Genomic DNA, 24808 nt, shown 5'->3' on the forward strand with positions numbered 1-24808 from the left:
AGCCCTCCCCGGCCCCCTACGGTGTGGGCCGTGCGCCGACCCTCATCCCACCCGAACCAGTCGGGTCCCCCGTTCAACGCCCTCGCCGCCCGCCGGCTCCGCGCCGCCCTCAACATGGGGCCCGAGCACGTCGCCCACGGCATGCGGGTCTCGTACGGGCTGCCGTACGTCACTCCGGACCTGGTCGTCGCCTGGGAGCGGGGGACCGCCGCCCCCGCGGCCTCCGAGCTCACCGCCCTCGCCGGGGTGCTGTGGTGCTCGCCCGGTGATCTGATCGGCCGCCCGCAGACCCTGCGGGAACACCGCATCGCCCGCGGGGTGGCGCCGGAGGACGTGGCGCGTGCCGTCGGTGTCGCGCTCCCCGCCTACCTGCGGATGGAGGAGACGGACGACTGGCGCGGCACCGACCGGCAGTCCGCCGCGCTCGCCGACGTGCTCGGCCTCGCACTGCCCGACTTCGTGGCCGTCACGGGGCGCGAGGGGAAGCTCGCCGAGCTGCTGTCGAGCGCCGTGTCGACCCGCTGGCAGGCCTATGTCCGGCCGGTCGCCAAGCTGGCACCGCTGGACCGGCGCGTGCTGGAGAACGTCCTCCAGGTACTGCACCAGGACTACCAGGGGCACATGGCCGCCACCCTCAGCTGGGGCGGCGGCAGCGGGGACTCCAGCGCGGCCGGACGCGACTTCCTCGACCGGATCGTGGAGCACTTCTGGGCGGCCGTCGAGAAGCACCCGTAGGCCGCCCGTGCGTCCACGCCCGCGTCTAGAAGACCGACTCCGCCTCGTCCATCCGGTCCTTCGGCACGGTCTTCAGCTCGGTCACCGCCTCCGCCAGGGGCACCATGACGACGTCCGTGCCGCGCAGTGCGGTCATGCGGCCGAACTCGCCCTGGTGCGCGGCCTCCACCGCGTGCCAGCCGAAGCGGGTGGCGAGCACCCGGTCGTAGGCGGTCGGCACGCCGCCGCGCTGGATGTGGCCGAGGATGACCGGCTTGGCCTCCTTGCCCAGCCTGCGCTCCAGCTCGTACGCGAGCGCCGTGCCGATGCCCTGGAAGCGCTCGTGGCCGAACTTGTCGATCGCGCCCTTGCCGTAGTCCATGGAGCCGTCGACGGGGTGGGCGCCCTCGGCGACGCACACGACGGCGAACTTCTTGCCGCGGGCGAACCGCTCCTCGACCATCTTGACCAGGTCGGCGGGGTCGAAGGGGCGCTCGGGCAGGCAGATGCCGTGGGCGCCGGCGGCCATGCCGGACTCCAGGGCGATCCAGCCGGCGTGCCGGCCCATGACCTCGACGACCATCACGCGCTGGTGGGACTCGGCGGTGGTCTTCAGGCGGTCCATCGCCTCCGTGGCCACCCCCACCGCGGTGTCGAAGCCGAAGGTGCGGTCCGTGGAGGAGATGTCGTTGTCGATGGTCTTCGGCACGCCGACCACCGGGAGGCCCGCGTCGGACAGCATCCGGGCGGCCGTCAGGGTGCCCTCGCCGCCGATCGGGATCAGCGCGTCGATGCCGAAGCTCTGGATCATGTCGCCCGCGTTCTCGCAGGCCTCGCGGAGCCGGTCGCGCTCCAGGCGGGAGGAGCCGAGGATGGTGCCGCCGCGGGCGAGGATGCCGCTGACCGCGTTGAGGTCGAGGGCGCGGTAGCGGCCGTCGAGGAGGCCCGCGTAGCCGTCCTCGAAGCCGATGACCTCGTCGCCGTAGTTGTCGACCGCTCGGTGCACGACCGACCGGATCACTGCGTTCAGGCCGGGGCAGTCGCCGCCTGCGGTGAGAACTCCGATACGCATCGTGCTGTGTCTCCTGCTCGCTGTTGACACCGGTGAGCCGATCCAATTGTTTCACGGCCGGGCCCCCGGCGGGCACTGCCGGACCCTGGCGGGCCACGGCCGGGCACTGCCGAACACTGACGGGCGCCTTATCCATCGCCGGAGGTATTGTCAAGAGGGTCCGCTCACCCCGGTGGGCGATTTTTGCGATTCTTGTGCACGGACCGGTCGCCACCGGACGAACCAGCCGCCACCGACGAAACGGAGAGCACGCGTGACGCGCAGCGTGTACGTGACCGGTATCGACCGCGGCGACGGCCGCCAGGTCGTCGAACTGGGGGTGATGGAGCTCCTGACCCGGCAGGTCGACCGGGTCGGCGTCTTCCGTCCCCTGGTCCACGACGGGCCGGACCGGCTCTTCGAGCTGCTGCGTTCCCGTTACCGGCTCACGCAGGACTCCTCGACCGTCTACGGCATGGACTACCAGGAGGCCTCCGCGCTCCAGGCCGAGCAGGGCACGGACGAGCTGGTGTCCGCGCTGGTCGACCGGTTCCTCCTGGTCGCCCGCGACTACGACGTGGTCCTCGTCCTCGGCACCGACTACGCCGACACCCAGTTCCCGGACGAGCTGTCCCTCAACGCCCGCCTCGCCAACGAGTTCGGCGCCTCGGTGATCCCGGTGGTGGGCGGGCGCAAGCAGACCGCCGAGTCGGTGCTCGCCGAGACGGTCAACGCCTTCCGCGCCTACGACGGCCTGGGCTGCGACGTCCTGGCCATGGTGACCAACCGGGTGGCCCGCGAGGACCGGGACGAGATCGCCGAGCGGCTCGCGGGCCGACTGCCGGTGCCGGGCTGGGTGGTGCCGGACGAGCCCGCCCTGTCCGCGCCCACCGTCTCGCAGATCGCCCACGCCCTCGGGGCCCGGGTGGTCCTCGGCGACGACTCGGGGCTCGCCCGCGACGCGCTGGACTTCGTCTTCGGCGGGGCCATGCTGCCCAACCTGCTGACCGCGCTCACCCCGGGCTGCCTGGTCATCACCCCCGGCGACCGGGCCGACCTGGTGATCGGCACGCTCGCCGCACACAGCGCCGGCACCCCGCCGATAGCGGGCGTCCTGCTCACCCTGAACGAGGTCCCGGGCGAGGGCATCCTCACCCTCGCCGCCCGCCTCGCGCCCGGCACGCCGGTCCTCTCGGTGACCGGCAACAGCTTCCCCACCGCCGAGCAGCTCTTCTCCCTGGAGGGCAAGCTCAACGCGGCCACCCCGCGCAAGGCGGAGACCGCCCTCGGCCTCTTCGAGCGGTACGTCGACACCGCCGAGCTGAGCAAGCGGGTCTCCGCCCCCAGCAGCGACCGCGTCACGCCGATGATGTTCGAGCACAAGCTGCTGGAGCAGGCCCGCTCCGACCTGCGCCGGGTCGTCCTGCCCGAGGGCACCGAGGAGCGGGTGCTGCACGCGGCGGAGGTGCTGCTGCGCCGGGGCGTGTGCGACCTGACGCTGCTGGGCCCCGTCGAGCAGATCCGCAAGAAGGCCGCCGACCTGGGCATCGACCTCGAGGGCGCCCAGCTGATCGACCCCGCCGTCTCGGAGCTGCGGGACTCCTTCGCCGAGAAGTACGCCGCCCTGCGCGCCCACAAGGGCGTGACCGTGGAGCTGGCGTACGACGTGGTCTCCGACGTGAACTACTTCGGCACGCTGATGGTGCAGGAGGGCTTCGCCGACGGCATGGTGTCGGGCTCGGTGCATTCGACGGCGGCGACCATCCGCCCGGCCTTCGAGATCATCAAGACGAAGCCGGACGCCTCGATCGTCTCCTCGGTCTTCTTCATGTGCCTGGCCGACAAGGTCCTGGTCTACGGCGACTGCGCGGTCAACCCGGACCCGAACGCCGAGCAGCTCGCCGACATCGCCACGCAGTCGGCGGCCACGGCGGCGCGGTTCGGGGTGGACCCGCGGATCGCGATGCTGTCCTACTCGACGGGCACGTCCGGTTCCGGCGCGGACGTCGACAAGGTCCGCGAGGCGACGGAGCTGGTCCGCGCGGGCCGGCCCGACCTGCGCGTCGAGGGACCGATCCAGTACGACGCCGCCGTGGAGCCCTCGGTCGCCGCGACCAAGCTGCCGGGCTCGGAGGTCGCCGGGCAGGCCAGCGTGCTGATCTTCCCCGACCTGAACACCGGCAACAACACGTACAAGGCCGTGCAGCGCTCGGCCGGCGCCATCGCCGTCGGCCCGGTCCTCCAGGGCCTGCGCAAGCCGGTCAACGACCTGTCCCGGGGCGCGCTCGTCCAGGACATCGTGAACACCGTCGCCATCACGGCGATCCAGGCCCAGCAGTCCCCCACCGAGAAGGCGTCCGCCCAGTGAGTCCCAGCCGTGTCCTCGTCCTCAACTCCGGCTCCTCGTCGGTGAAGTACCAGCTCCTCGACATGCCGGGCGGCGAGCGGCTCGCCGTCGGCCTCGTCGAGCGGATCGGCGAGGAGACCTCGCTGCTCCGGCACACGCCGGCGGACGGTGCGGCCCGTGAGCGCGACGGGGCCGTCCCCGACCACGAGGCCGCGCTGAAGGCGGTGGCCGCGGAGCTGGCCAAGGACGGCCTCGGCGTCGACTCGCCGGAGCTGGCCGCGATCGGGCACCGGGTGGTGCACGGCGGCAAGCACTTCACCGAGCCGACCGTGGTCGACGACGCCGTGCTCGCCGAGATCGAGCGGCTCATCCCGGTGGCCCCGCTGCACAACCCGGCCAACCTCACCGGCATCCGCACCGCCCAGGCGCTGCGCCCGGACCTGCCCCAGGTCGCCGTCTTCGACACCGCCTTCCACACGACGATGCCGGAGTCCGCGGCCCGCTACGCCATCGACGTCGAGACCGCCGACCGGCACCGCATCCGCCGCTACGGCTTCCACGGCACCTCGCACGCCTACGTGTCCCGGGAGACCGCCCGGCTGCTGGGCAAATCCCCCGAGGACGTGAACGTCATCGTGCTCCACCTGGGCAACGGGGCCTCCGCCTCGGCCGTGCGCGGCGGCCGGTGCGTGGACACCTCCATGGGGCTGACGCCCTTGGAAGGGCTCGTGATGGGTACGCGCTCGGGAGACATGGACCCGGCCGTCATCTTCCATTTGATGCGTGTTGGCGAAATGTCCGCCGACGAGATCGACACTCTCCTGAACAAGAGGAGCGGTCTGATCGGGCTGTGCGGCGACAACGACATGCGGGAGATCCGCCGCCGGGTGGACGCCGGCGACGAGCGGGCCCGACTGGCCTTCGACATCTACATTCACCGGCTGAAGAAGTACATCGGCGCCTATTACGCCGTTCTCGGGCGGGTGGACGCGGTGGCTTTCACGGCCGGGGTCGGGGAGAACGCGGCGCCGGTGCGGGAGGCCGCCGTGGCGGGCCTGGAGGGGCTCGGGCTGGCGGTCGACGGCGAGCTGAACGCCGTACGCGGCGACGGCGCGCGGCTGATCTCGCCCCCGGACGCGCGGGTGGCGGTGGCCGTGGTGCCCACCGACGAGGAAATGGAGATCGCGACACAAACCTACGCGCTGGTAAATGGTTCGGGGAATCTCACCTGAGCGGCATCCCGCCCTTTTGTATTTTCCGCCAGACGGAATATTCCGCAGCGAAACAAACCGATAGGATCGCCCCATGCGCCGTTCGAAAATCGTCTGTACTCTCGGCCCCGCGGTCGACTCCCACGAGCAGCTCGTCTCGCTGATCGAAGCCGGCATGAACGTGGCCCGCTTCAACTTCAGCCACGGCACCCACGCGGAGCACCAGGGCCGTTACGACCGTGTCCGGGCCGCCGCCAAGGAGACCGGCCGGGCCATCGGTGTCCTCGCCGACCTGCAGGGCCCGAAGATCCGCCTGGAGACCTTCGCGGAGGGCCCCGTCGAGCTGGTGCGCGGTGACGAGTTCACCATCACCACGGAGGACGTGCCGGGCGACCGGACGATCTGCGGCACCACGTACAAGGGCCTGCCCGGTGACGTCACCAAGGGCGACCAGGTGCTCATCAACGACGGCAACGTCGAGCTGAAGGTCACCGAGGTCGTGGGCCCCCGGGTGAAGACGATCGTCATCGAGGGCGGCGTCATCTCGGACCACAAGGGCATCAACCTGCCCGGCGCCGCGGTCAACGTCCCCGCGCTGTCCGAGAAGGACGTCGAGGACCTGCGGTTCGCCCTGCGGATGGGCTGCGACCTGGTCGCCCTCTCCTTCGTCCGGGACGCCAAGGACGTGGCCGACGTCCACCGTGTGATGGACGAGGAGGGCCGCCGGGTCCCCGTCATCGCCAAGGTGGAGAAGCCGCAGGCGGTGGAGAACATGGAGGACGTCGTCGCGGCCTTCGACGCCGTCATGGTGGCCCGCGGCGACCTGGCCGTCGAGTACCCGCTCGAGAAGGTCCCGATGGTGCAGAAGCGCCTCATCGAGCTGTGCCGCCGCAACGCCAAGCCGGTGATCGTGGCGACCCAGATGATGGAGTCGATGATCACCAACTCGCGGCCGACCCGCGCCGAGGCCTCCGACGTGGCCAACGCGATCCTGGACGGCGCGGACGCGGTCATGCTGTCCGCCGAGTCCAGCGTGGGCGCGTACCCGATCGAGACCGTCAAGACCATGTCGAAGATCGTCTCCGCCGCCGAGCAGGAGCTGCTCTCCAAGGGCCTCCAGCCGCTCGTGCCGGGCAAGAAGCCGCGCACGCAGGGCGGTTCGGTGGCCCGTGCCGCCGCCGAGATCGCCGACTTCCTGGGCGGCAAGGGCCTGGTGGCCTTCACCCAGTCCGGCGACACCGCCCGCCGGCTGTCCCGCTACCGCGCCGCGCAGCCCATCCTCGCCTTCACCACCGACGAGTCGACCCGCAACCAGCTGGCGCTCAGCTGGGGCGTGGAGCCGCACGTGGTGCCGTTCGTGAACACCACCGACGAGATGGTCGACCTGGTGGACCAGGAGACGGCCCGGCTCGGCCGGTTCAACGACGGCGACGTCGTCGTGATCACCGCCGGCTCGCCCCCCGGCGTCCCCGGCACCACCAACATGGTCCGCGTGCTCCACCTGGGCGAGACCCGCCGCGACTGACGGTCCGGCCCGGCCGGCTCGCACGGCCTCCGTACGGCACTGAGGGCGCCCCCTGCGCGCAGGGGGCGCCCTCAGGCGTTGTGCGGCTCCCGAACGGGCGCGTGGGCGCGCTCAGTCGGTCGTGTACTGGTGCAGCCCCGGGATGTGGAGCGTGCCCCCGAACTGACCGGCCTGGACGACCGTCACCTTCGTGAAGTAGATGAGCGGGATGTCCAGCGGCGGCGGGTTCTCCGGGTCGAAGGTGATCGGGATCAGCCCGAGCAGGTTGCCCGAGATGCTCTCGGTGTACATCACCGTGTCGCCGTCGCGGATCGTGGACGTGGAGCCCTTGGCCGCCTGCACGTGGTACGTCTTGCCGGCCTGCTCGTCCTTGACCGTCTGGTGCAGGTCGCCGATGTCGGTGCCGTTGGATATGACGTACTTCAGCACCTTCTTGGTGGTGCCGTTGGCCGTCCTGACCTCGACGATCCCCTCGTAGGAGGCACCCTTCAGCAGCAGCGAGCTGGCGTTGAGGTACCACGGGTCGTCGGGCAGCGGCACCGGGTTGTCGACGCCGCCCTCCTCGTCCGTGGCGACCGGGCAGTCCTCCGGGTCCGTGCCGGTGCTCTCCGAGGCGCTCGGGGTGGGCGAGGCGGTGGCCTCGTCCGTGGCCTCGTCCTCGGCCTCCTCGGCTGCCTCCTCCGCCTCCTCGGTGGCCTTGTCGGCCGGCTCCCCGGTGTCCCCGGCCGCCTTCGACGCCGCGTCGGCCGGGTCCTCCACGGCGTCCTTCGCCGTGTCGGTGACCTCGTCGGTCGTCTCCTGGGCGGAACCGGACGTGTCCTCCTCGGCGCCCTCGGACGCCGAGGGGGTCGGCGTGGGACCCGGGCTCTCCTCGTCCTTCTTGCCGCCGGTGAAGATGCCCTCGATGGCGTCGCCGAGACCCTCCAGCACACCGCCGCGGGACTCGGGCTCGGAAGGCGTCGGCTCCGCGGCGTCGCCGCCGGCCGCGCCCCCGCTCTGCGGGGCCTTGTCCTGCGACTCCTGCGCCTCCTGGGAGGCGGAGGGGCTCGGGGCGGGGTCGGCCTCGTCGTCGGAACCTGAATCCGGCGAAGAGGACCCACCCTGGTCCGTGCCACTGCCCTGGTCCGCGCCGGAGTCCGCGGACTCCGAGGGCTCGGGCTCCTTCGTGTCGTCCTGGTCGCCGTCCGCACCGGCGGACGCCCCGTCGGTCGCCGAGGGCGACGGCGTGGGCGACTCGGACGCGCCCTTCTCGGCGTCCTCCAGGGCCGCCACGCAGTCCTTGTACTCGTCGGCCGTCAGGCTGTTGGAGGTCGGCTTCGCCGAGTCGTTGCCGTCGGCGAGGGCCAGCGTCGGCGTGAACCCCATCCCCATGAGGACGGCCGTGGGCATCGCCGCGAGGGCGATCGCCTTGCCGGCCGGCACGTGGAACCTCGTGAACAACGGCTTCTTGGGTGCCGCGTGGCGCGGCCCGGTTCTCACACGGGACGACTCCACGTCAGTCCCGCGGGTCACCTCGTCAGCCGGCACTGTGCCTCCCGTTCGCCCCGTTGGCCGGGCTCGTTCCTGACAGATCGTTCGCCCCCAGCGGCGCGAAGGCCTGGGTGGGGCTCCCGCCGTCCCCTCCGTCCCGCGGCTGCGGCACCGCGGCGTCGGACGCCGGCGTGCCGGGCGCGCGGGTGCCGGGGACCACGCCCTCGGGCGCGGCGCCCGTTCCCCTGCCCTCCAGCGGCGGCTCGGCCTGCGGCGGCTCGCCGGGCACCCACGAGACGGCCATGGCCCCGCCGATCAGCGCGAGCAGGAAGCCGATGAGGAAGCCGCCGAGGTTGGAGACGGGGATGGACACCAGCGCCAGCAGGATCGCCGCGACGCCCGCGAAGACCCGTACGTGCTTCTGGAACCACAGGCTGACGCCCAGGACGACCAGCAGCACGCCGATGATCAGGGACCCGGCGCCCGCGGTGGTGGCCATCGCCAGCGTCAGGTGACCGATCTGGAGGTTCGCGTACGGGAAGTAGGCGATGGGGAGTCCGCCGAGCGCGATGAACAGGCCGGCCCAGAACGGCCGCCCGCCTCGCCAGGCGCGGAACTGCAGCCTTCGGCGGGTGAACTGGCCTTCGGCGGCAGGAGTCTCGGCGCTCATGGAAAACAGCTCCCTGGTACGGCTTTGCTGTGGTGGAGATGTGGGCCGCGGGTGAAGGCGCGGCCGGAGAGGGGACGGGCGGGGGCGCCGGTGTGGCTCCCCCGCCCGTCAAGGGGTGCTCAGTAGCACTCCTTGACACCCTTGGACAGCGACATCTTCAGACCGCTGAGCTTGAAGGTTCCGGCGGTGGTGGCCCACGCCGTCTGCTTCACGTTCTTCAGCGTGGCCGAGTCGGCCTGCTGCGCGAATCCGTAGGGGTTCGCGGTGTCGCCCTTCTTGATGCCGGGACCCTTGCTGGCGTCCTTGGCGGCCACACCGATGTCGATGCCGCGGAAGGTGGCATCGGCCTCGAGGTCCTCGACGTCGATGTACAGGTTCTCGGCCTGGACCGGGGTACTGCCGCCGCCCGCCTTGAGCATGAGGCTGACCGAGCCGATCAGCGGAATGTCCGGGGTGACCACGGACTGACACATGTTCTTGATGGACGCGGACTTGAACGCCGAGACGGCGACGGGGTGAGCCGTCTTCTCGCCCTTCAGCGTGTACCCCGAGTCGATGGCGCCGTACTGGGAGAAGCCCGTACCGTCGAGCTGCTCCGCCGTCACCTTGAACGACTGACCGGAGACACTGAACGACGCTGCCAGGGCACCCTGCCCCAGCGCGACGCCTATCGCAGCCGTGGCGGCCACGCTGGGCACCATGACCACAGCGAACCGCTTCCATCTGGTCCCGCCACGCACCTGGGACTCCATATTTCCTCCTTCTCGGACGTACATCTCCTGGCCTCGGCCCGCCTCCGGTGCGGAGACTCGCCTGGCAGGGATGGGAGAAGTGCTACGTCCTCGGGAAGGAGAGCGCCCGCGCTCGGCGGCACGTACGAACGCGCCCGAATCACCGGCGATCACCCCCGAGCGACAACCACTGGTCGCGCCTGACACGCATCACGCACAACCCTGCTGGACAGGCTTCGCCGGGTGGACGAAGACCCCCCTGCCCAAGAGCCGGCACCACTGCTGCCGGCTCTGCTCGGTGGGGACCCAGGAACCCCCGCGACCCGACTGGCTTTCGGGGTACGGGAACGGACCGAGCGTCGCCGATCGTGGTGCATTCTCGCCGTCGGCACAAGGGGGTTCGTTACTCGCTAGTAACGGGCGTATAACCGTGGGGCGACGCACCGGCCCCGGACGGCGACGCTGGGTGCGCCATGGGGGCGGTACAAAACTATTGATCGCTGGACAGATTCCGACAGATCGACGCCGTTGACTTACTTGCAGTAACAGCGGCCGCGATTGCCAAGATTTGGCAAAGCGCGGCCGCATTGGCGTCCCGTCGACAGCTCTTCCACACGGGTATCACGCGGACGAACGCCGGGCGACCGGCCTGGAACCGATGCCCGGACCGCCCGTCAGAACAGGGCGCGGGCCAGCGCCCTGCGTGCCGCGGCGACCCGCGGATCGTCGGCGCCGACCACCTCGAACAGCTCCAGCAGCCGCACCCGTACGGCGTCCCGGTCGTCGCCGGCCGTGACGCGCACCGTGTCGATGAGGCGCCCGAAGGCGTCCTCCACGTGGCCCCCGACCAGGTCGAGGTCGGCGGCGGCGATCTGCGCCCGGGCGTCGCCGGGCTTGTCGGCGGCCTCCTGGCGGACCTGCTGCGGGTCGGCGTCCTGCACGCGCTGGAGCAACTCGGCCTGGGCGAGACCCAGTTTCGCCTCCGTGTTGCCCGGGTCCTCACCGAGCACGTTCTTGTACGCCTGGACGGCTCCGGCCAGGTCGCCCGCGTCCAGCGCCCGCACGGCGGCCTCCAGGGCCGCGTCGTGCGGGCCGGCCGGCCGCTCGGCGACGTCGGGACGGGCTCCCGGCTCCGCCTCCGGGTCGACGGCGATGCCGGTCAGGCCGAAGCGCTCCTCGGCGACCTGCACCAGCTGGTCCAGGGTCTGGCGGATCTGCGCCTCGCCGGCGGCGCCCTGGAAGAGCGGCAGCGCCTGTCCGGCCACGACCGCGAAGACGGCCGGGATGCCCTGGACGCCGAACTGCTGCATCAGCATCTGGTTGGCGTCGACGTCGATCTTGGCGAGGAGGAAGCGCCCGTTGTACTCGACGGCGAGCCGCTCCAGGACCGGGCTCAACTGCTTGCAGGGCTCGCACCACTCGGCCCAGAAGTCGATGACGACCGGGACCTCGGTGGACCGCTGCAGTACTTCACTCTCGAAGCCGGCCTCATCGACGTCGATGACGAGATCGGCCGGGGAGACGGCTCCCGTCCCACCGTGGCGGGCCGCCTCGGCGCGCGCCTGCTCCGCCTTCGCCTTGGCCTCCTGGGCCGCCTTCACCGCGGCGAGGTCGACGACCCCGCTCATGGACATGTTCCGTGGCTGCATGGGTCTATCCTCCCCCGTACTCGCGCGTGTGTGAAAAGCGGCGTGAAAGCCCGCCCCGATGTGTCCTGTTGGCGCCGGGTCCCCACCCCACGCCGTGGTCGTCGCTGGGGCACGGGTCGGACCCGTGCTTTCGCTACGCCTCGTAGCGTAATGCCATGACGGACCGTCGGAACACCCCGTCTCCGTGATCTGCCTCACGGCCGACCGCGCGTTACCCGCCGGTTAAGGTCGGTGCATGCCAAGCAGCACCCCCGCCGGCCGTGCCGGGCGCCCGCGCAGCGCCGCGGCGGACACCGCGATCCTGGCCGCGACGCGGGCGGCCCTGGTCGATCTGGGGTGGTCGAAGCTCACCCTGGGAGACGTGGCGACACGGGCCGGGGTTGCCAAGACGACGCTGTATCGCCGCTGGGCCGGCAAGAACGAACTGGTGGTCGACGCGGTCGCCGAGCTCTTCGACGAGCTCCGGCTCCCCGACCGCGGCTCCCTGGCCGCCGACATCGAGGGCGTGGTGCTCCAGTTCGCGGCGATCCTGGCCCGCCCGGAGGCCAAGAGCGGCCTGATGGCGGTGGTCGCCGAGTCCACCCGCGACGACGCGCTGCGCGAGCGCATCCGCACGTCGATCGTCGAGCGCCAGAAGCGCCTGGTCCTGGAGGGCCGGGCGCGCGCCCAGACGAGGGGCGAGCTGCCGCCCGAGCCCGACGCCGCCGAGGCGGCCCGCACCGTGGACCTGATCTTCGACGTGGTCGCGGGCGCGGTGGTGCACCGCACCCTGGTCAGCGCGGAACCGGCGGACGACGACTGGGTACGGGGCTTCACCCAGGTGCTCCTGTGGGGCCTCGCCTCCACCCCGGCCCAGCACGGGGCCCGGGCGTAGGCCGAGGGCCGGGCGGAGGGGGGACGGGCCGGGGACGCGGCCCCGGACACCTCCGCACCGGCCTCCGGCGCCTAGAACCCCGGCGGCTCCGTGTACACCCCCCACTCGTCCCGCAGCACTCCGCAGATCTCACCGAGCGTCGCCTCGGCGCGCACCGCGTCCAGCATCGGTCCGATCATGTTGCCGCCGGAACGGGCCGCCGCCAGCATGCCGTCGAGGGCGGTGCGCACGACCGCGTCGTCGCGGGCCGCCTTGCGTGCGCCCAGGGCCCGGACCTGCTCGCGCTCCACCTCGTGGCTGACCCGCAGGATCTCCAGGTCGCCGGTGACGGAGCCGGTGTGGACGTTGACGCCGACGACCTTCTTGTCGCCCTTCTCCAGGGACTGCTGGTAGCGGAAGGCGGACTCGGCGATCTCGCCGGTGAACCAACCGTCCTCGATGCCGCGCAGGATGCCGGAGGTGATCGGCCCGATCGGGTGCCGCCCGTCGGGGTGGGCGCGCAGTCCCCGCTCCTTGATCTGCTCGAAGATCTTCTCGGCGTCGGCCTCGATCCGGTCCGTCAGCTGCTCGACGAACCAGGAACCGCCGAGCGGGTCGGCGACGTTGGCGACGCCGGTCTCCTCCATCAGCACCTGCTGGGTGCGCAGGGCGATCTCCGCCGCCTGCTCACTGGGCAGGGCGAGGGTCTCGTCGAGCGCGTTGGTGTGCAGGGAGTTGGTCCCGCCGAGCACCGCCGCCAGCGCCTCCACGGCCGTACGCACCACGTTGTTGTACGGCTGCTGGGCGGTGAGCGAGACGCCCGCGGTCTGCGTGTGGAAGCGCAGCCACTGCGCCTTGTCGGTCCGCGCGCCGTACACGTCCCGCATCCAGCGGGCCCAGATGCGCCGGGCCGCGCGGAACTTGGCGATCTCCTCGAAGAAGTCGAGGTGCGCGTCGAAGAAGAAGGAGAGCCCGGGGGCGAAGACGTCGACGTCCAGCCCGCGCGACAGCCCCAGCTCCACGTACCCGAAGCCGTCCGCGAGCGTGTACGCCAGCTCCTGCGCGGCCGTGGAGCCCGCCTCGCGGATGTGGTACCCGGAGACCGAGAGCGGCTTGTAGGCGGGGATGCCGGCCGCGCAGTACTCCATCAGGTCGCCGATCAGGCGCAGGTGCGGCTCGGGCTGGAAGAGCCACTCCTTCTGGGCGATGTACTCCTTGAAGATGTCCGTCTGGAGCGTGCCGTTGAGGACGGAGGCGTCCACGCCCTGCCGCTCGGCGGCGACCAGGTACATGCAGAACACGGGCACGGCCGGTCCGCTGATCGTCATGGAGGTCGTCACGTCACCGAGCGGGATGTCCCGGAACAGCACCTCCATGTCGGCGGCCGAGTCGATGGCCACGCCGCAGTGCCCGACCTCGCCGAGCGAGCGCGGGTCGTCGGAGTCGCGGCCCATCAGCGTCGGCATGTCGAAGGCGACCGAGAGGCCGCCGCCGCCGTTGCGGAGGATCATCTTGTAGCGCTCGTTGGTCTGCTCGGCGTTGCCGAACCCGGCGAACTGCCGGATGGTCCACGTGCGCCCCCGGTAGCCCGTGGGGTGCAGGCCGCGGGTGAAGGGGTACTCCCCCGGCCAGCCGATCCGCTCGAAGCCCTCGTACGCGTCCCCGGGCCGGGGCCCGTACACGGGCTCCACGGGATCACCGGAGAGCGTGGTGAAGTCCGCGTCGCGCTTGCGCGCCGCGTCGTACCGGGCCTGCCAGCGAAGGCGGCCCTCCTCTATGGCGTCAGCGTCCATACCCCCGAATTTACTAGGACGTCCAAGTAAATGTCGATGGGGTACCGCCGTACGGGTGTCCGTACGGCGGCGGGAGGGGCTGACGGGGCCGGCTAGGCCTTCGCGGGCGCGGGCGCCTCGGCCGCGGCGACCTTGGTGTCCAGCTCCCGGCTGATCCGGCGCTCCACGAAGAAGGCGGCGGTCGGGATCGTCCCGGCCAGCAGCACCCACAGCTGCTTGCTGACCTTCCACTTCGCCTTGGCGCCCAGGTCGAAGGCGAAGACGAGGTAGACGACGTACAGCCAGCCGTGCGCGATGCTGACGATGCGGGTGAAGTCGGCGGCACCGTCCATGTCCAGCAGGTACTTGGCGATCATGCCGAGACAGAGCAGGATCAGCAGCACACCGGTGACGTACGCCATGACCCGGTAGCGGGTCAGCACGCTCTTTTTCATGCGTACGAGCGTAACCGTCCGTTTCGCGCGATCTTCGGGCGGGCCCGGCGACGCGCTCAGGCCTCTTCGAAGTCCCCGGCGGCGATCCGCAGCGGCCTGAGCATCGCGAAGATCTCGCCGCACTCCTCGGCGTCGTACGCGCCCAGGCCGAAGTCCATCGCCATGAGGTCGCGGGTGGCCGCCTCGACCACTTCGCGGCCCTTGTCGGTGATGGTGGCGAGGGTGCCCCGGCCGTCGTTGGGGTTGGGGCGCCGGGCGACCAGACCGGACCTCACCAGCCGGTCGACGGTGTTGGTCACCGAGGTGGGGTGCACCATGAGCCGCTCGCCGATCTTGGACATCGGCAGCTCGCCCGACTTGGAGAAGGTGAGCAGCACCAGCGCCTCGTAGCGCGCGAAGGTCAGCTCGTACGGCTTGACCACGGCGTCGACCTCGGCCAGCAGGATCTGGTGCGCCCGCATGATCGACGTGATGGCGGACATCGAAGGCACGCCGCCCCAGCGCTGCTTCCAGTGTTCGTCGGCACGGGCGATGGGGTCGAACGAGAGACTCAGGGGCTTCGGCACGGCATCAGACCTTACCGGCCGGTCACATGCCGGTCAGCCGCGTCTCGCCTTTCGATACCACCGCCCGCGGCCCACGGCTACCCGGCGAGGTGCCGCTCGACGGTGTCCACCTTCGACGTGAGGCCGTCCGTCACGCCGGGGCGGATGTCCGCCTTGAGGACCAGGGACACGCGCGGGGCCCGTGCCTCGACGGCGGCGACGGCCCGCCGGACGACGTCCATGACCTCGTCCCACTCGCCCTCGACGGACGTGAACATCGCGTCGGTGCGGTTCGGCAGGCCCGACTCGCGGACCACCCGGACGGCGTCGGCGACGTACTCCCCCACGTCCTCGCCGACGCCGAGCGGTGTCACGGAGAAGGCGACGATCACGCGCCCACGACCCCTTCCCGGCGGGCGCGGGAGGCGATGACCGCGCTCTCGGCCTCGCGCTTGAGCCTGCGCTCGGCGAAGAAGCCCCCGGTCGGCAGGACCGACATGACGAAGTAGAAGGCGGCGGTACCGAGGGACCACTTGGCGCGGTTCCAGGCATCCGCCCAGAAGAGCACGTACAGGACGAAGAGGAAGCCGTGGACCGCGCCCATCACGGGCACCGCGTTGAAGTCGGTGGTCCGCTTCAGCACGGAGCAGACCAGCAGCAGGAGGAACGAGATCGCCTCGGGGCCGGAGACCAGGCGGAGGCGGCGGAGGGCGGAGGCGGTCTTGAGGTCCACGGGTCACCTTCGGTGGGAGAGACATCGGACGTCGACGAGCTGGACTGGGCCGCGCGCCTTGTGAACGGGCGCACAAGCGCGTGTCCATTGTGGCAAACCCTCGACGCACCCGGGTGAGGGGGTCGGCGGCGGGGACATCTCCTCCCGTGGGACCTGTCGGCGGGCCCGTCCGGCGGGCTACCTTCCCATTTGTGGCGATGTTCCGACTTCAAGGCAGCAAGGTCCTCGCCGTCGACATGACCGGAGACGCCGTGAAGGCGAAGAACGGCTCGATGGTCGCGTACGACGGGGAGATGGCCTTCAAGAAACTCAGCGGCGGCGGTGAGGGAATCCGGGGGATGGTGACCCGGCGGATCACCGGTGAGCAGATGACGGTGATGGAGGTGAAGGGGCACGGGACCTGCTGGTTCGCGGACCGGGCGTCGGAGATCACCCTCGTGGGCCTCCAGGGCGACACGCTGTACGTCGAGTCGAGCAACTTCCTGGCGGCCGACGCCGGGCTGCGCACCGGCACCAGTTTCACCGGGGCGCGCGGTGCCTCGCAGGGCAACGGGCTGTTCACCACGACCGTCGAGGGGCACGGGCAGGCGGCGATCATGTCGGACGGCACGCCGGTGGTGCTGCGGGTCAGCGCGCAGTACCCGCTGACCGTCGACCCGGGCGCCTACGTCGCGCACCAGGGGAACCTGCGGCAGTCCTTCCAGTCGGGTGTGACGTTCCGCACGCTGTTCGGCGAGGGCGGCGGGGAGGCCTTCCAGATCCGCTTCGAGGGCGACGGACTGGTCTACGTGCAGCCGAGCGAGCGGAACACGATCGCGGGGGATGTCTGACCATGGCCTTCCAGGAGATCAACTCCAAGATGGTGCGGGCGACCGTCGCACCCGGACAGCGGCTGTTCAGTCAGCGGGGCGCGATGCTCGCGTACCAGGGCGACGTGACCTTCACCCCGAACCTGCGGGGCGGCCAGGGCGGCGTCATGTCGATGATCGGCCGCCGGGTGGCGAACGAGGACACCCCACTGATGACGGTCGAGGGCAGCGGCACGGTGCTCTTCGGGCACGGCGGCCACCACGTCCAGGTGATCGGCCTGGCCGGCGACACGCTGTACGTCGAGGCGGACCGCCTCCTCGCCTTCGAGGGCACCCTGGAGCAGGGCACGGTGTTCCTGGGTGCGCAGGGCGGGGTCATGGGCATGGTGCGCGGCCAGGTCAGCGGACAAGGGTTGTTCACGACCACCCTCAAGGGGCACGGCTCCGTGGCGGTGATGGCCCACGGGGGCGTCTTCGAGGTCCCCGTCACCCCGCAGCGGCCGGTGCGCGTCGACCCGCAGGCGTACGTCGCCCACCACGGTGACGTGCGCAACAGGCTGTCCACGGCGATGGGCTGGCGGGACATGGTGGGGCGCGGCTCCGGCGAGGCGTTCCAGCTGGAGCTGAGCGGCAGCGGCACGGTGTTCGTCCAGGCGTCCGAGGAGAAGCTGTGAGCACGGTTCACCACGACCCGGCGACGTTGCCGGCCGATGACAACGTCAACGCCTACACCTTCTGCGTGGAGCTCAAGGGTGGTCAGTGGTTCCTGCAGAAGGGGAAGATGATCGCCTACTACGGGACGATCGACTTCAACGGGATCGGGCACGGCCGGCTGGACCGGCTGGTGCGCACTTCCTTCCATTCGCCTCTGCACGCGAGCGACTGGGTCGTGGCCGAGGGCTCGGGCAAGATGCTCCTCGCCGACCGGGCCTTCGAGGTGAATTCCTTCGACCTCGAAGAGGGCAACCTGACCATTCGCTCGGGCAACTTGCTCGCTTTTCAGCCAAGTCTCGCCCTCAAGCAGTCGATCGTGCCGGGTTTCCTGACGCTGATCGGAACCGGAAAGTTCGTGGCCGCGTCGAACGGTCCGGTGGTGTTCATGGAACCCCCGATCCGGGTCGACCCCCAGGCCCTGGTCGGCTGGGCCGACTGCCCGTCGCCGTGCCATCACTACGATCACGGGTACATGACCGGCCTGATGGGCGGTCTACGTGCGATGACGGGCCTCGGCGGCGCGTCCGGCGAGGAGCACCAGTTCGAGTTCGTGGGGGCGGGGACGGTGCTGCTGCAGTCGAGCGAGGCGCTGATGGCGGAGCAGGCCACGGGTGCCACTCCGCAGCAGGCGGGGGTGCCCGGCGGCGGGGCGCCCGGGGCGCCGGGCGGCCGGTCCGGGGTACCGGGACTTCCCGGACAGCTGGGGGACCTCCAGCGCCGCTTCGGGCTGTGAGCGGTAATCTGCGGAGTGTGACATCGAACGCGTGCGCACCGTCACCGTCACGGAGACCCCTTCACTAGTTCGCCTTTCAACATTTTAGGTAGACTTCATTCATGGAGACCGAGACGGCCACCCGCTGGCTGACCGATACGGAGCAGTGTGCCTGGCGCACCCACCTGGAGGTCAACAGGCTGTTGACGCACCAGCTCGAGAAGGACCTGCAGCCGTTCGGCCTGACGATGAACGACTACGAGATTCTGGTGAACCTCTCCGAGTCGGAGGGCGACAGAATGCGGATGAGCGACCTGGCGACGGCCACGATGCAGTCCAAGAGCCGCCTCTCCCACCAGATCACCCGCATGGAGAACGCGGACCTGGTCCGGAGGGAGAACTGCGAGTCCGACCGCCGGGGGCTCTACGCCGTCCTCACCCCGCACGGCCTGGAGACGATGCGCAAGGTCGCGCCGCACCACGTGGCATCGGTGCGCCGGCACTTCATCGACCTGCTGGCACCCGAGGCGCTGACGGAGCTGGACAAGGCGCTCCGGCCCATCGCGGAGCACCTGCGCGGGCAGCGGGGACGCACCTGACCGCACACCCGGCCAGGTCCCCGAGGACCGTGCGGGACCAGGCCTAGACGGCACCCGGCAGGCGGAGCTCGAACAGGGCGCCGCCTGCCGGTGCGTCGTGGACCGTGAGCGTGCCACCGTGCCGCACGGCGACGTCGCGGGCGATGGCCAGCCCCAGTCCGGCCCCGCCGTCGTCGCGGCTGCGGGCGGCGTCGAGCCGTACGAACCTCTCGAAGATCCGCTCCCGGTCGGCCGCCGGCACGCCCTCCCCGTCGTCGGCCACCGCGAGCACGGCCAGCTCACCCTCCCGCCGCACGGAGACCTCCACCGCGGAGCGGGCGTGCCGCTGGGCGTTGTCGAGGAGGTTGGCCAGCACCCGCCCCAGCTGCCCCCGCGACCCGGCCACCGTCACGTCGCCCGCGCCCCCGGCCCGCACGCTGACGCCGGCCCGCCCCCCGGCCTCCTCCCGCGCGAGCGCCGCGAGGTCGACACGGGCGTCGGCGGGCCGCTCCCCCGCGTCCAGCCGGGCCAGCAGCAGCAGGTCGGCGGCGAGCCGCTGCAACCGCACCGTGTCCTCCACGGCGCCGTCGAGGTCGAGCAGCTCCGGGTGGGCGGCGGCCACCTCCAGCTGGGTGCGCAGCGAGGCGATGGGGCTGCGCAGCTCGTGCGAGGCGTCGGCGACGAAGCGCCGCTGCCGGTCCACCGAGGCCTCCAGGGCGGACAGCGTCTCGTTGGTGGTCGAGGCGAGGCGGGCGACCTCGTCGTGCGTGCCCGGCACCGGCACGCGGCGCGCCAGGTCCTCGCTGGCGGTGATCGCGGCCATCTCCCGGCGGATGCCCTCCACCGGGCGCAGGGCGCGTCCGGTGACCATCCAGGTCACCCACCCGACGACCGCGAGCAGCAGCGGGAAGCCGATCAGCATGACGGTCAGGGCGGTGTTCACGGCACCGTGTTCGGCCGACAGCGGGGCGCCCGCCCAGACGGTGAGGCGGCCCTGCTCCGGGGTCTCGACGGGTACGGCGGCGAAGCGGTAGTCCTCCGGGTCGCCGTCGATCGTCGCCGAGCCGTCGCTGACGGTGGTCCGCTCCCCGATCTCACCGGGTTCCAGTGGCTCGCCGGAGTCGTCGTCCGCCTCGCCGCCGTCGTCGTCGCCGTCCTCGTCACCGGTGGCGGTCGGCTGCGGCTGCGGCTGCGGCTGCGGCTGCACGGCACCGACGCTGGTGCCGCTGATCCGCTCCAGGTCCTCGCTCGCGGCGACCAGCGTGCTGTCCTCGTCCACGATCTGCACCGGGCGGTCGTCGACGTCCAGCGACAGGTCGCCGTAAGGCGTCCCGACGGCCAGCTCGGTGGCGACCTCCCGCGCGGAGCGTTCCGCCTGGGTGCCGGCCTCGCCGAGCAGGTTGGAGCGCAGGGACAGCAGGACGGCGGTGCCGGCCGCGACGAGGGCGACGGCGACCACGAGGGTGGCGCCGAGCGTGGCCCGGGCCCGCACCGAGCCGAGGAGCCGGCTCATCGCTCGCCCTCCAGCCGGTAACCGGCGCCGCGCACGGTCCGGATGAGGGCGGCGCCGAGCTTGCGCCGCAGGGCGCTGACGTACACCTCGACGATGTTGGGGTCGCCGTCGTAGGCGAAGTCCCAGACGTGTTCCAGGATCTCCGCCTTGGACACGACCTGTCCGGCCCGCACCACCAGCTGCTCCAGGACGGCGAACTCCTTCGCGGTCAGGGTGACTTCCCGCTCGCCCAGGAAGACCCGCCGGGCCGCGGTGTCGACCTTCAGCTCCCCGTGGACGTGCACGGGTGACGCCCCGACGCCCTGTGCCCGCCGCCGCAGCAGGGCCTTCACCCGGGCGACGAGGACGACGTAGGAGAAGGGCTTGGTGAGGTAGTCGTCCGCACCCGTGTCCAGTCCCTCCGCCTCGTCGTACTCGCCGTCCTTGGCGGTGAGCATCAGGATCGGCACGTCGTGGCCGGCGGCGCGCAGGGCGGCGCAGACGCGGTAGCCGTTGAGGCCGGGGAGCATGATGTCGAGGATGACGAGGTCGTATCCGCCCTCGCCGGCCCGGTGCAGGCCCTCCAGACCGTCGTGGACGACGTCCACGGCGTAGCCCTCGGCGGTGAGGCCCTTGGCGAGCGACACGGCGAGACGCTTCTCGTCCTCCACGATCAACAGGTGCATGCGACAAGAGTGGCAAAGGGAAGCTGAAGATCCCTTCAGGCGGCTTCAGCCTGGCCTCAGCGTCCGTCCCGGACAGTGAAGGCGTCGACAGCACAGCTGCTCGACGACCGTGCACGACTCGGGAGGAACCGCATGAAGCGCAACATCGTGATCGCCGCCGTCACCGCCGCCGCACTGATCGGAGGCGGTACGGCGACGGCCCTGGCCACCTCGGGCGAGGACGACCCGGGGACGACGTCGCGTCAGGCGGACGTGAAGGGCGCCTCGTCCGACGACAGGGACGACGACGCCGACGGCCGCGGCGACGACCGTGATGACGACCGCGCTGACACCGACCGCGCCGCTTCCGTGAAGGTGACGGCGGCCGACGCCCTCGCCGCCGCGCTGAAGAAGGCGCCGGGCACCGCCGTCTCCGCCGAACTGGACGACGAAGACGACGGCGGCGACGGCGGCGACGGCGAGCGCGCCGCCTGGGAGGTCGACATCCTCTCCGGCGACGGCACCTGGCACAGCGTCCGGATCGACCCGGCCTCCGGCAAGGTCCTCGGCTCCGAGAAGGACGACGAGGACGACACCGACGAGGTGCGGGCCGCCCTGAAGGGCACGTCCGTGGACGCCGCCGAGGCGGCGCGGGCGGCGGCCGGCCACGGCACCGTGACCGGCGTGGAGCTGGACGAGGACGGCCACTACGGCGACGGCGAGGTCGCCTGGGAGGTCGAGACCCGCTCCTCGGGCGACGACGAGCGGGACTGGCGCGTCGATCCGAGGACCGGCAAGGTCACGGCGGACCGCTCGCACGACTCGCGCTCCGACGACGACGGTTCCGACGACACCGGTTCCGACAACGACTGAGCGGCCGCCCCGGCCGCTCGGGCCGAGCGGACGCGGCGGCGCCCCGGCACCAGCGCCGCCGCCACGGCGACCGCGCCGGACACCGAGAAGCACACCGGCAGCGGCAGCCGTTCCACCAGCAAGCCCACCGTCGCCGCCCCGGCGGAGCCGCCGGCGTTCACGGCGGTGTTGCACCAGGGACCGCCGCTGTCCCGTGCCGTGCCGCCCGGCCGCCGGGGCGCCGGCCCCGCGTCGACGTACCGGCGCGGCTCCGCCACCGCACCGGAGTTTCCCGGACACCGGCCTCAGCCGGTCGTCAGGCCCGCCACCAGTTCGTCCGCCGCACGGTACGGATCCAGTTCGCCGGCCACGATGCGCTCCGCGAGGGCGCCGAGGCGGCGGTCGCCGTGCAGGTCGCCGATGCGCTCGCGCAGGGTGGTGACGGCGATGGTCTCCACCTCGCGGGCGGCGCGGGCCCGGCGGCGCTCGGCCAGGACGTCCCGTTCCTCCATCCAGGCGCGGTGCTTCTCCAGCGCCTCGACGACCTCGTCGACGCCCTCGGCGCGCGCGGCGACCGTCTTGACGATCGGCGGGCGCCAGTCGCCGGGGCCGCGGGACTCGCCGAGGCCCAGCATGTGGTTCAGCTCGCGGGCGGTCGCGTCGGCGCCGTCGCGGTCGGCCTTGTTGACGACGTAGACGTCGCCGATCTCCAGGATGCCGGCCTTGGCGGCCTGGATGCCGTCGCCCATGCCCGGGGCGAGGAGGACGACGGAGGTGTCGGCCTGCGAGGCGATCTCCACCTCCGACTGGCCGACGCCCACCGTCTCGACCAGGATCACCTCGCACCCCGCCGCGTCGAGGACGCGGATGGCCTGCGGGGCGGCCCACGCGAGGCCGCCGAGGTGGCCGCGGGTCGCCATCGAGCGGATGTAGACGCCCGGGTCGGAGGCGTGCTCCGACATCCGGACCCGGTCCCCGAGCAGGGCGCCCCCGGAGAAGGGGGAGGACGGGTCGACGGCGAGCACGCCGACCCGCTTGCCCTGCTTGCGGTACGCCGTCACCAGCGCCGAGGTGGAGGTGGACTTGCCGACGCCCGGCGAACCGGTCAGACCGACCACGTACGCCCCGCCGGTGAGCGGTGCGAGCGTTGCCATGACCTCCCTGAGCTGCGGGGACGCCCCCTCCACCAGCGAGATCAGCCGGGCCACGGCCCGCGGCCGGCCTTCTCTGGCCTGGGCCACCAGCGAGGAGACGTCCTGCATCACAGCTCCGTTCAGCTACTTCCGTCAGTGGTCGTGCCGGGCGGCACTCAGGCCTTCGGCACCCGGACGATCAGCGCGTCGCCCTGACCGCCGCCGCCGCACAGCGCCGCCGCGCCGGTCCCGCCGCCGCGCCGCTTCAGTTCCAGGGCCAGGTGCAGCACGAGCCGGGCACCGGACATGCCGATGGGGTGTCCCAGGGCGATGGCGCCACCGTTGACGTTCACCTTTTCGGTGGAGACGCCGAGATCCTTCATTGACTGCACGGCGACGGCCGCGAACGCCTCGTTGATCTCGATCAGGTCGAGGTCGCCCACCTCCAGCCCCTCCTTCTTCAGGGCGTGCCGGATGGCGTTGGAGGGCTGCGACTGCAAAGAGTTGTCCGGCCCTGCGACGTTGCCGTGCGCGCCGATCTCCGCGATCCACTCCAGGCCCAGTTCCTCGGCCTTGGCCCTGCTCATCACGACCACGGCCGCGGCCCCGTCGGAGATCTGCGAGGAGGAGCCGGCGGTGATCGTGCCGTCCTTGGAGAAGGCGGGGCGCAGCCTGCCGAGCGACTCGGCGGTGGTGTCGCCGCGGATGCCCTCGTCCTGGCTGAAGACGACCGGGTCGCCCTTGCGCTGCGGGATCTCGACCGGGGTGATCTCGGCCTCGTAGACACCGTTCTTCTGGGCGGCGGCGGCGCGCTGGTGGGAGAGCGCGGCGATCTCGTCCTGCGGGCCGCGCTCGATGCCGAGGCGGGTGTTGTGCTTCTCCGTCGACTCGCCCATGGCGATGTTCTCGAAGGAGTCGGTCAGGCCGTCGTGCGCCATGGCGTCGAGCATCTGCACCGCGCCGTACTTGTAGCCCTCGCGGGACTTCGGCAGCAGGTGCGGGGCGTTGGTCATGGACTCCTGGCCGCCGGCGACGATCACGTCGAATTCACCGGCGCGAATGAGCTGGTCGGCGAGGGCGATGGCGTCGAGGCCGGAGAGGCAGACCTTGTTGATCGTCAGCGCCGGGACGTTCATGGGGATGCCGGCCTTGACGGCGGCCTGGCGGGCCGGGATCTGGCCGGCGCCGGCCTGGAGCACCTGGCCCATGATCACGTACTGGACCTGGTCGCCGGTGATGCCCGCCCGGTCGAGGGCGGCCTTGATGGCGAAGCCGCCGAGGTCGGCCCCGGAGAAGGACTTCAGGGAGCCGAGCAGCCGTCCCATCGGGGTGCGGGCACCCGCGACGATGACGGAGGTCGTGCCGTTCGTTCCAGAGGTGCCGGGAGTTCCAGAAGACATGAGCTGCGATCCCCTTTTCCGGCCCGCACAGGCCGAGGAGTGAACGAGGGTTTACTTGAATGTACTGAGCGGTATGCCGCCCGTCACCCGGCCGTCGGTGTGATCGCGCGCACGTTGCGTAACCACCTCCGGGGCGCTGCACTGAACTCATGCTGACGCGAATCGACCACATCGGAATCGCCTGCCGCGACCTCGACACCACCGTCGAGTTCTACCGTGCCACCTACGGCTTCGAGGTGTTCCACACCGAGGTCAACGAGGAGCAGGGCGTCCGCGAGGCCATGCTCAGGATCAACGGTACGTCGGACGGCGGAGCCTCGTACCTCCAGCTCCTGGAGCCGACCCGGGAGGACTCCGCGGTCGGCAAGTGGCTCGCCAAGAACGGCGAGGGCGTCCACCACATCGCCTTCGGTACGGCGGACGTGGACGCGGACGCCGCGGACATCCGGGAGAAGGGCGTACGCGTTCTGTACGACGAGCCCCGGCGCGGTTCCATGGGGTCGCGGATCACCTTCCTGCATCCCAAGGACTGCCATGGCGTACTGACAGAACTGGTCACATCGGCGGCCGTTGAGTCACCTGAGCACTGACCCTCGTACATAAGGGCCGGTAGGGTTGGGTGCGGTCGCCGCTCAGTCCAGGGTGACCCGGTCCTGCTGTCAGTGGTGGCGGGACCGCCGGGGTCGTGTTTCGGGGGGCGGACGCCGGGGCAGAAGCGTCTGCTCCG

25 protein-coding genes are annotated in these 24808 nt (G+C 71.4%); 11 read left to right on the top strand and 14 right to left on the bottom strand.

Annotated elements, in window-relative coordinates; all coding sequences use genetic code 11:
* Nucleotides 1-21: 21 nt before the first annotated feature.
* Nucleotides 22-735, top strand: coding sequence for a helix-turn-helix domain-containing protein (locus tag ACZ6EG_RS16035; protein WP_391969514.1), 714 nt, complete (start codon nt 22-24; stop codon nt 733-735).
* Nucleotides 736-760: 25 nt separating this feature from the next.
* Here the strand turns inward: ACZ6EG_RS16035 and ACZ6EG_RS16040 are convergent, their stop codons facing one another.
* Entirely contained in the window at nt 761-1786 is a 1026-nt protein-coding gene (locus ACZ6EG_RS16040) for an ATP-dependent 6-phosphofructokinase (protein ID WP_356604686.1), read from the bottom strand.
* A gap of 253 nt (nt 1787-2039) precedes the next feature.
* Between ACZ6EG_RS16040 and pta the strand changes: the two genes are divergently transcribed.
* The 3 genes from pta to pyk all read left to right on the top strand — a co-directional run bounded on the left by pta (nt 2040) and on the right by pyk (nt 6848).
* Complete coding sequence (pta, locus tag ACZ6EG_RS16045; protein ID WP_391969515.1) at nt 2040-4133, top strand: phosphate acetyltransferase; 2094 nt, start codon at nt 2040-2042, stop codon at nt 4131-4133.
* Nucleotides 4130-5344 (top strand): acetate kinase, encoded by a 1215-nt coding sequence (locus tag ACZ6EG_RS16050; protein WP_391969516.1) that lies wholly within the window; start codon nt 4130-4132, stop codon nt 5342-5344. The genes pta and ACZ6EG_RS16050 overlap by 4 nt, the downstream gene beginning before the upstream one ends.
* Before the next feature lie 73 nt (nt 5345-5417).
* Nucleotides 5418-6848, top strand: coding sequence for a pyruvate kinase (gene pyk / locus ACZ6EG_RS16055; RefSeq protein ID WP_356604680.1), 1431 nt, complete (start codon nt 5418-5420; stop codon nt 6846-6848).
* A gap of 111 nt (nt 6849-6959) precedes the next feature.
* Here pyk and ACZ6EG_RS16060 read toward each other — a convergent pair whose 3' ends face one another.
* From ACZ6EG_RS16060 to ACZ6EG_RS16075, 4 genes are all read right to left on the bottom strand, one after another.
* Nucleotides 6960-8375 (bottom strand): hypothetical protein, encoded by a 1416-nt coding sequence (locus ACZ6EG_RS16060; protein ID WP_469605039.1) that lies wholly within the window; start codon nt 8373-8375, stop codon nt 6960-6962.
* Nucleotides 8365-8988, bottom strand: coding sequence for a DUF6114 domain-containing protein (locus ACZ6EG_RS16065; protein ID WP_469605041.1), 624 nt, complete (start codon nt 8986-8988; stop codon nt 8365-8367). Before ACZ6EG_RS16065 ends, ACZ6EG_RS16060 begins: the two co-directional genes overlap by 11 nt.
* A 119-nt stretch (nt 8989-9107) precedes the next feature.
* Complete coding sequence (locus tag ACZ6EG_RS16070) at nt 9108-9740, bottom strand: DUF6230 family protein (protein ID WP_391969519.1); 633 nt, start codon at nt 9738-9740, stop codon at nt 9108-9110.
* A gap of 653 nt (nt 9741-10393) precedes the next feature.
* On the bottom strand, nt 10394-11368 hold the full coding sequence (locus tag ACZ6EG_RS16075) for a tetratricopeptide repeat protein (protein ID WP_391969520.1): 975 nt from the start codon (nt 11366-11368) through the stop codon (nt 10394-10396).
* A 235-nt stretch (nt 11369-11603) separates the two neighbouring features.
* Between ACZ6EG_RS16075 and ACZ6EG_RS16080 the strand changes: the two genes are divergently transcribed.
* Complete coding sequence (locus tag ACZ6EG_RS16080) at nt 11604-12242, top strand: TetR/AcrR family transcriptional regulator (protein ID WP_356604670.1); 639 nt, start codon at nt 11604-11606, stop codon at nt 12240-12242.
* A gap of 71 nt (nt 12243-12313) precedes the next feature.
* On the opposite strand, the gene ACZ6EG_RS16085 is transcribed toward ACZ6EG_RS16080, so the two are convergent.
* The 5 genes from ACZ6EG_RS16085 to ACZ6EG_RS16105 form a co-directional block, all read right to left on the bottom strand.
* Nucleotides 12314-14014, bottom strand: a complete 1701-nt coding sequence (locus ACZ6EG_RS16085) for an acyl-CoA mutase large subunit family protein (RefSeq protein WP_469605046.1) — start codon at nt 14012-14014, stop codon at nt 12314-12316.
* Between the two features lie 92 nt (nt 14015-14106).
* Nucleotides 14107-14448 (bottom strand): DUF3817 domain-containing protein, encoded by a 342-nt coding sequence (locus ACZ6EG_RS16090; RefSeq protein WP_383646603.1) that lies wholly within the window; start codon nt 14446-14448, stop codon nt 14107-14109.
* Nucleotides 14449-14504: 56 nt separating this feature from the next.
* Complete coding sequence (locus ACZ6EG_RS16095) at nt 14505-15014, bottom strand: MarR family winged helix-turn-helix transcriptional regulator (protein ID WP_356604664.1); 510 nt, start codon at nt 15012-15014, stop codon at nt 14505-14507.
* A gap of 77 nt (nt 15015-15091) precedes the next feature.
* Nucleotides 15092-15385, bottom strand: coding sequence for an MTH1187 family thiamine-binding protein (locus tag ACZ6EG_RS16100; RefSeq protein ID WP_053137231.1), 294 nt, complete (start codon nt 15383-15385; stop codon nt 15092-15094).
* Nucleotides 15382-15726, bottom strand: coding sequence for a DUF3817 domain-containing protein (locus tag ACZ6EG_RS16105; protein ID WP_356604660.1), 345 nt, complete (start codon nt 15724-15726; stop codon nt 15382-15384). The genes ACZ6EG_RS16100 and ACZ6EG_RS16105 overlap by 4 nt, the downstream gene beginning before the upstream one ends.
* 197 nt (nt 15727-15923) lie before the next feature.
* Here ACZ6EG_RS16105 and ACZ6EG_RS16110 point away from each other — a divergent pair, with 197 nt between their 5' ends.
* From ACZ6EG_RS16110 to ACZ6EG_RS16125, 4 genes are all read left to right on the top strand, one after another.
* Entirely contained in the window at nt 15924-16556 is a 633-nt protein-coding gene (locus ACZ6EG_RS16110) for an AIM24 family protein (protein ID WP_053137225.1), read from the top strand.
* Nucleotides 16557-16558: 2 nt separating this feature from the next.
* On the top strand, nt 16559-17209 hold the full coding sequence (locus tag ACZ6EG_RS16115; RefSeq protein ID WP_383646596.1) for an AIM24 family protein: 651 nt from the start codon (nt 16559-16561) through the stop codon (nt 17207-17209).
* A complete protein-coding gene (locus ACZ6EG_RS16120) occupies nt 17206-17982 on the top strand; it encodes an AIM24 family protein (protein ID WP_391969522.1) in 777 nt (258 codons plus the stop codon). The genes ACZ6EG_RS16115 and ACZ6EG_RS16120 overlap by 4 nt, the downstream gene beginning before the upstream one ends.
* Before the next feature lie 101 nt (nt 17983-18083).
* Nucleotides 18084-18560: a MarR family winged helix-turn-helix transcriptional regulator gene (locus ACZ6EG_RS16125; protein WP_356604652.1), complete on the top strand. Its 477-nt coding sequence runs from the start codon at nt 18084-18086 to the stop codon at nt 18558-18560.
* A 43-nt stretch (nt 18561-18603) separates the two neighbouring features.
* On the opposite strand, the gene ACZ6EG_RS16130 is transcribed toward ACZ6EG_RS16125, so the two are convergent.
* Together ACZ6EG_RS16130 and ACZ6EG_RS16135 are read right to left on the bottom strand one after the other, a co-directional pair.
* Nucleotides 18604-20052 carry a sensor histidine kinase gene (locus ACZ6EG_RS16130; protein ID WP_469605055.1) on the bottom strand — a complete coding sequence of 483 codons (1449 nt, stop codon included), beginning with the start codon at nt 20050-20052 and terminating at the stop codon, nt 18604-18606.
* Nucleotides 20049-20717 carry a response regulator transcription factor gene (locus ACZ6EG_RS16135; protein ID WP_356604648.1) on the bottom strand — a complete coding sequence of 223 codons (669 nt, stop codon included), beginning with the start codon at nt 20715-20717 and terminating at the stop codon, nt 20049-20051. Before ACZ6EG_RS16135 ends, ACZ6EG_RS16130 begins: the two co-directional genes overlap by 4 nt.
* A gap of 132 nt (nt 20718-20849) precedes the next feature.
* Between ACZ6EG_RS16135 and ACZ6EG_RS16140 the strand changes: the two genes are divergently transcribed.
* Nucleotides 20850-21569 (top strand): PepSY domain-containing protein, encoded by a 720-nt coding sequence (locus ACZ6EG_RS16140; protein ID WP_469605058.1) that lies wholly within the window; start codon nt 20850-20852, stop codon nt 21567-21569.
* A 284-nt stretch (nt 21570-21853) separates the two neighbouring features.
* Here ACZ6EG_RS16140 and meaB read toward each other — a convergent pair whose 3' ends face one another.
* Nucleotides 21854-22810: a methylmalonyl Co-A mutase-associated GTPase MeaB gene (gene meaB, locus ACZ6EG_RS16145; protein WP_391969525.1), complete on the bottom strand. Its 957-nt coding sequence runs from the start codon at nt 22808-22810 to the stop codon at nt 21854-21856.
* 47 nt (nt 22811-22857) lie between these two features.
* The gene (locus ACZ6EG_RS16150; protein ID WP_391969526.1) at nt 22858-24081 is read right to left on the bottom strand and encodes an acetyl-CoA C-acetyltransferase; all 1224 of its coding nucleotides are present in this window, start codon (nt 24079-24081) and stop codon (nt 22858-22860) included.
* 149 nt (nt 24082-24230) lie between these two features.
* Between ACZ6EG_RS16150 and mce the strand changes: the two genes are divergently transcribed.
* Nucleotides 24231-24671, top strand: coding sequence for a methylmalonyl-CoA epimerase (gene mce, locus ACZ6EG_RS16155; RefSeq protein ID WP_356604640.1), 441 nt, complete (start codon nt 24231-24233; stop codon nt 24669-24671).
* Nucleotides 24672-24808 lie beyond the last annotated feature (137 nt).

The organism is Streptomyces sp. NPDC041968 (assembly GCF_055589025.1).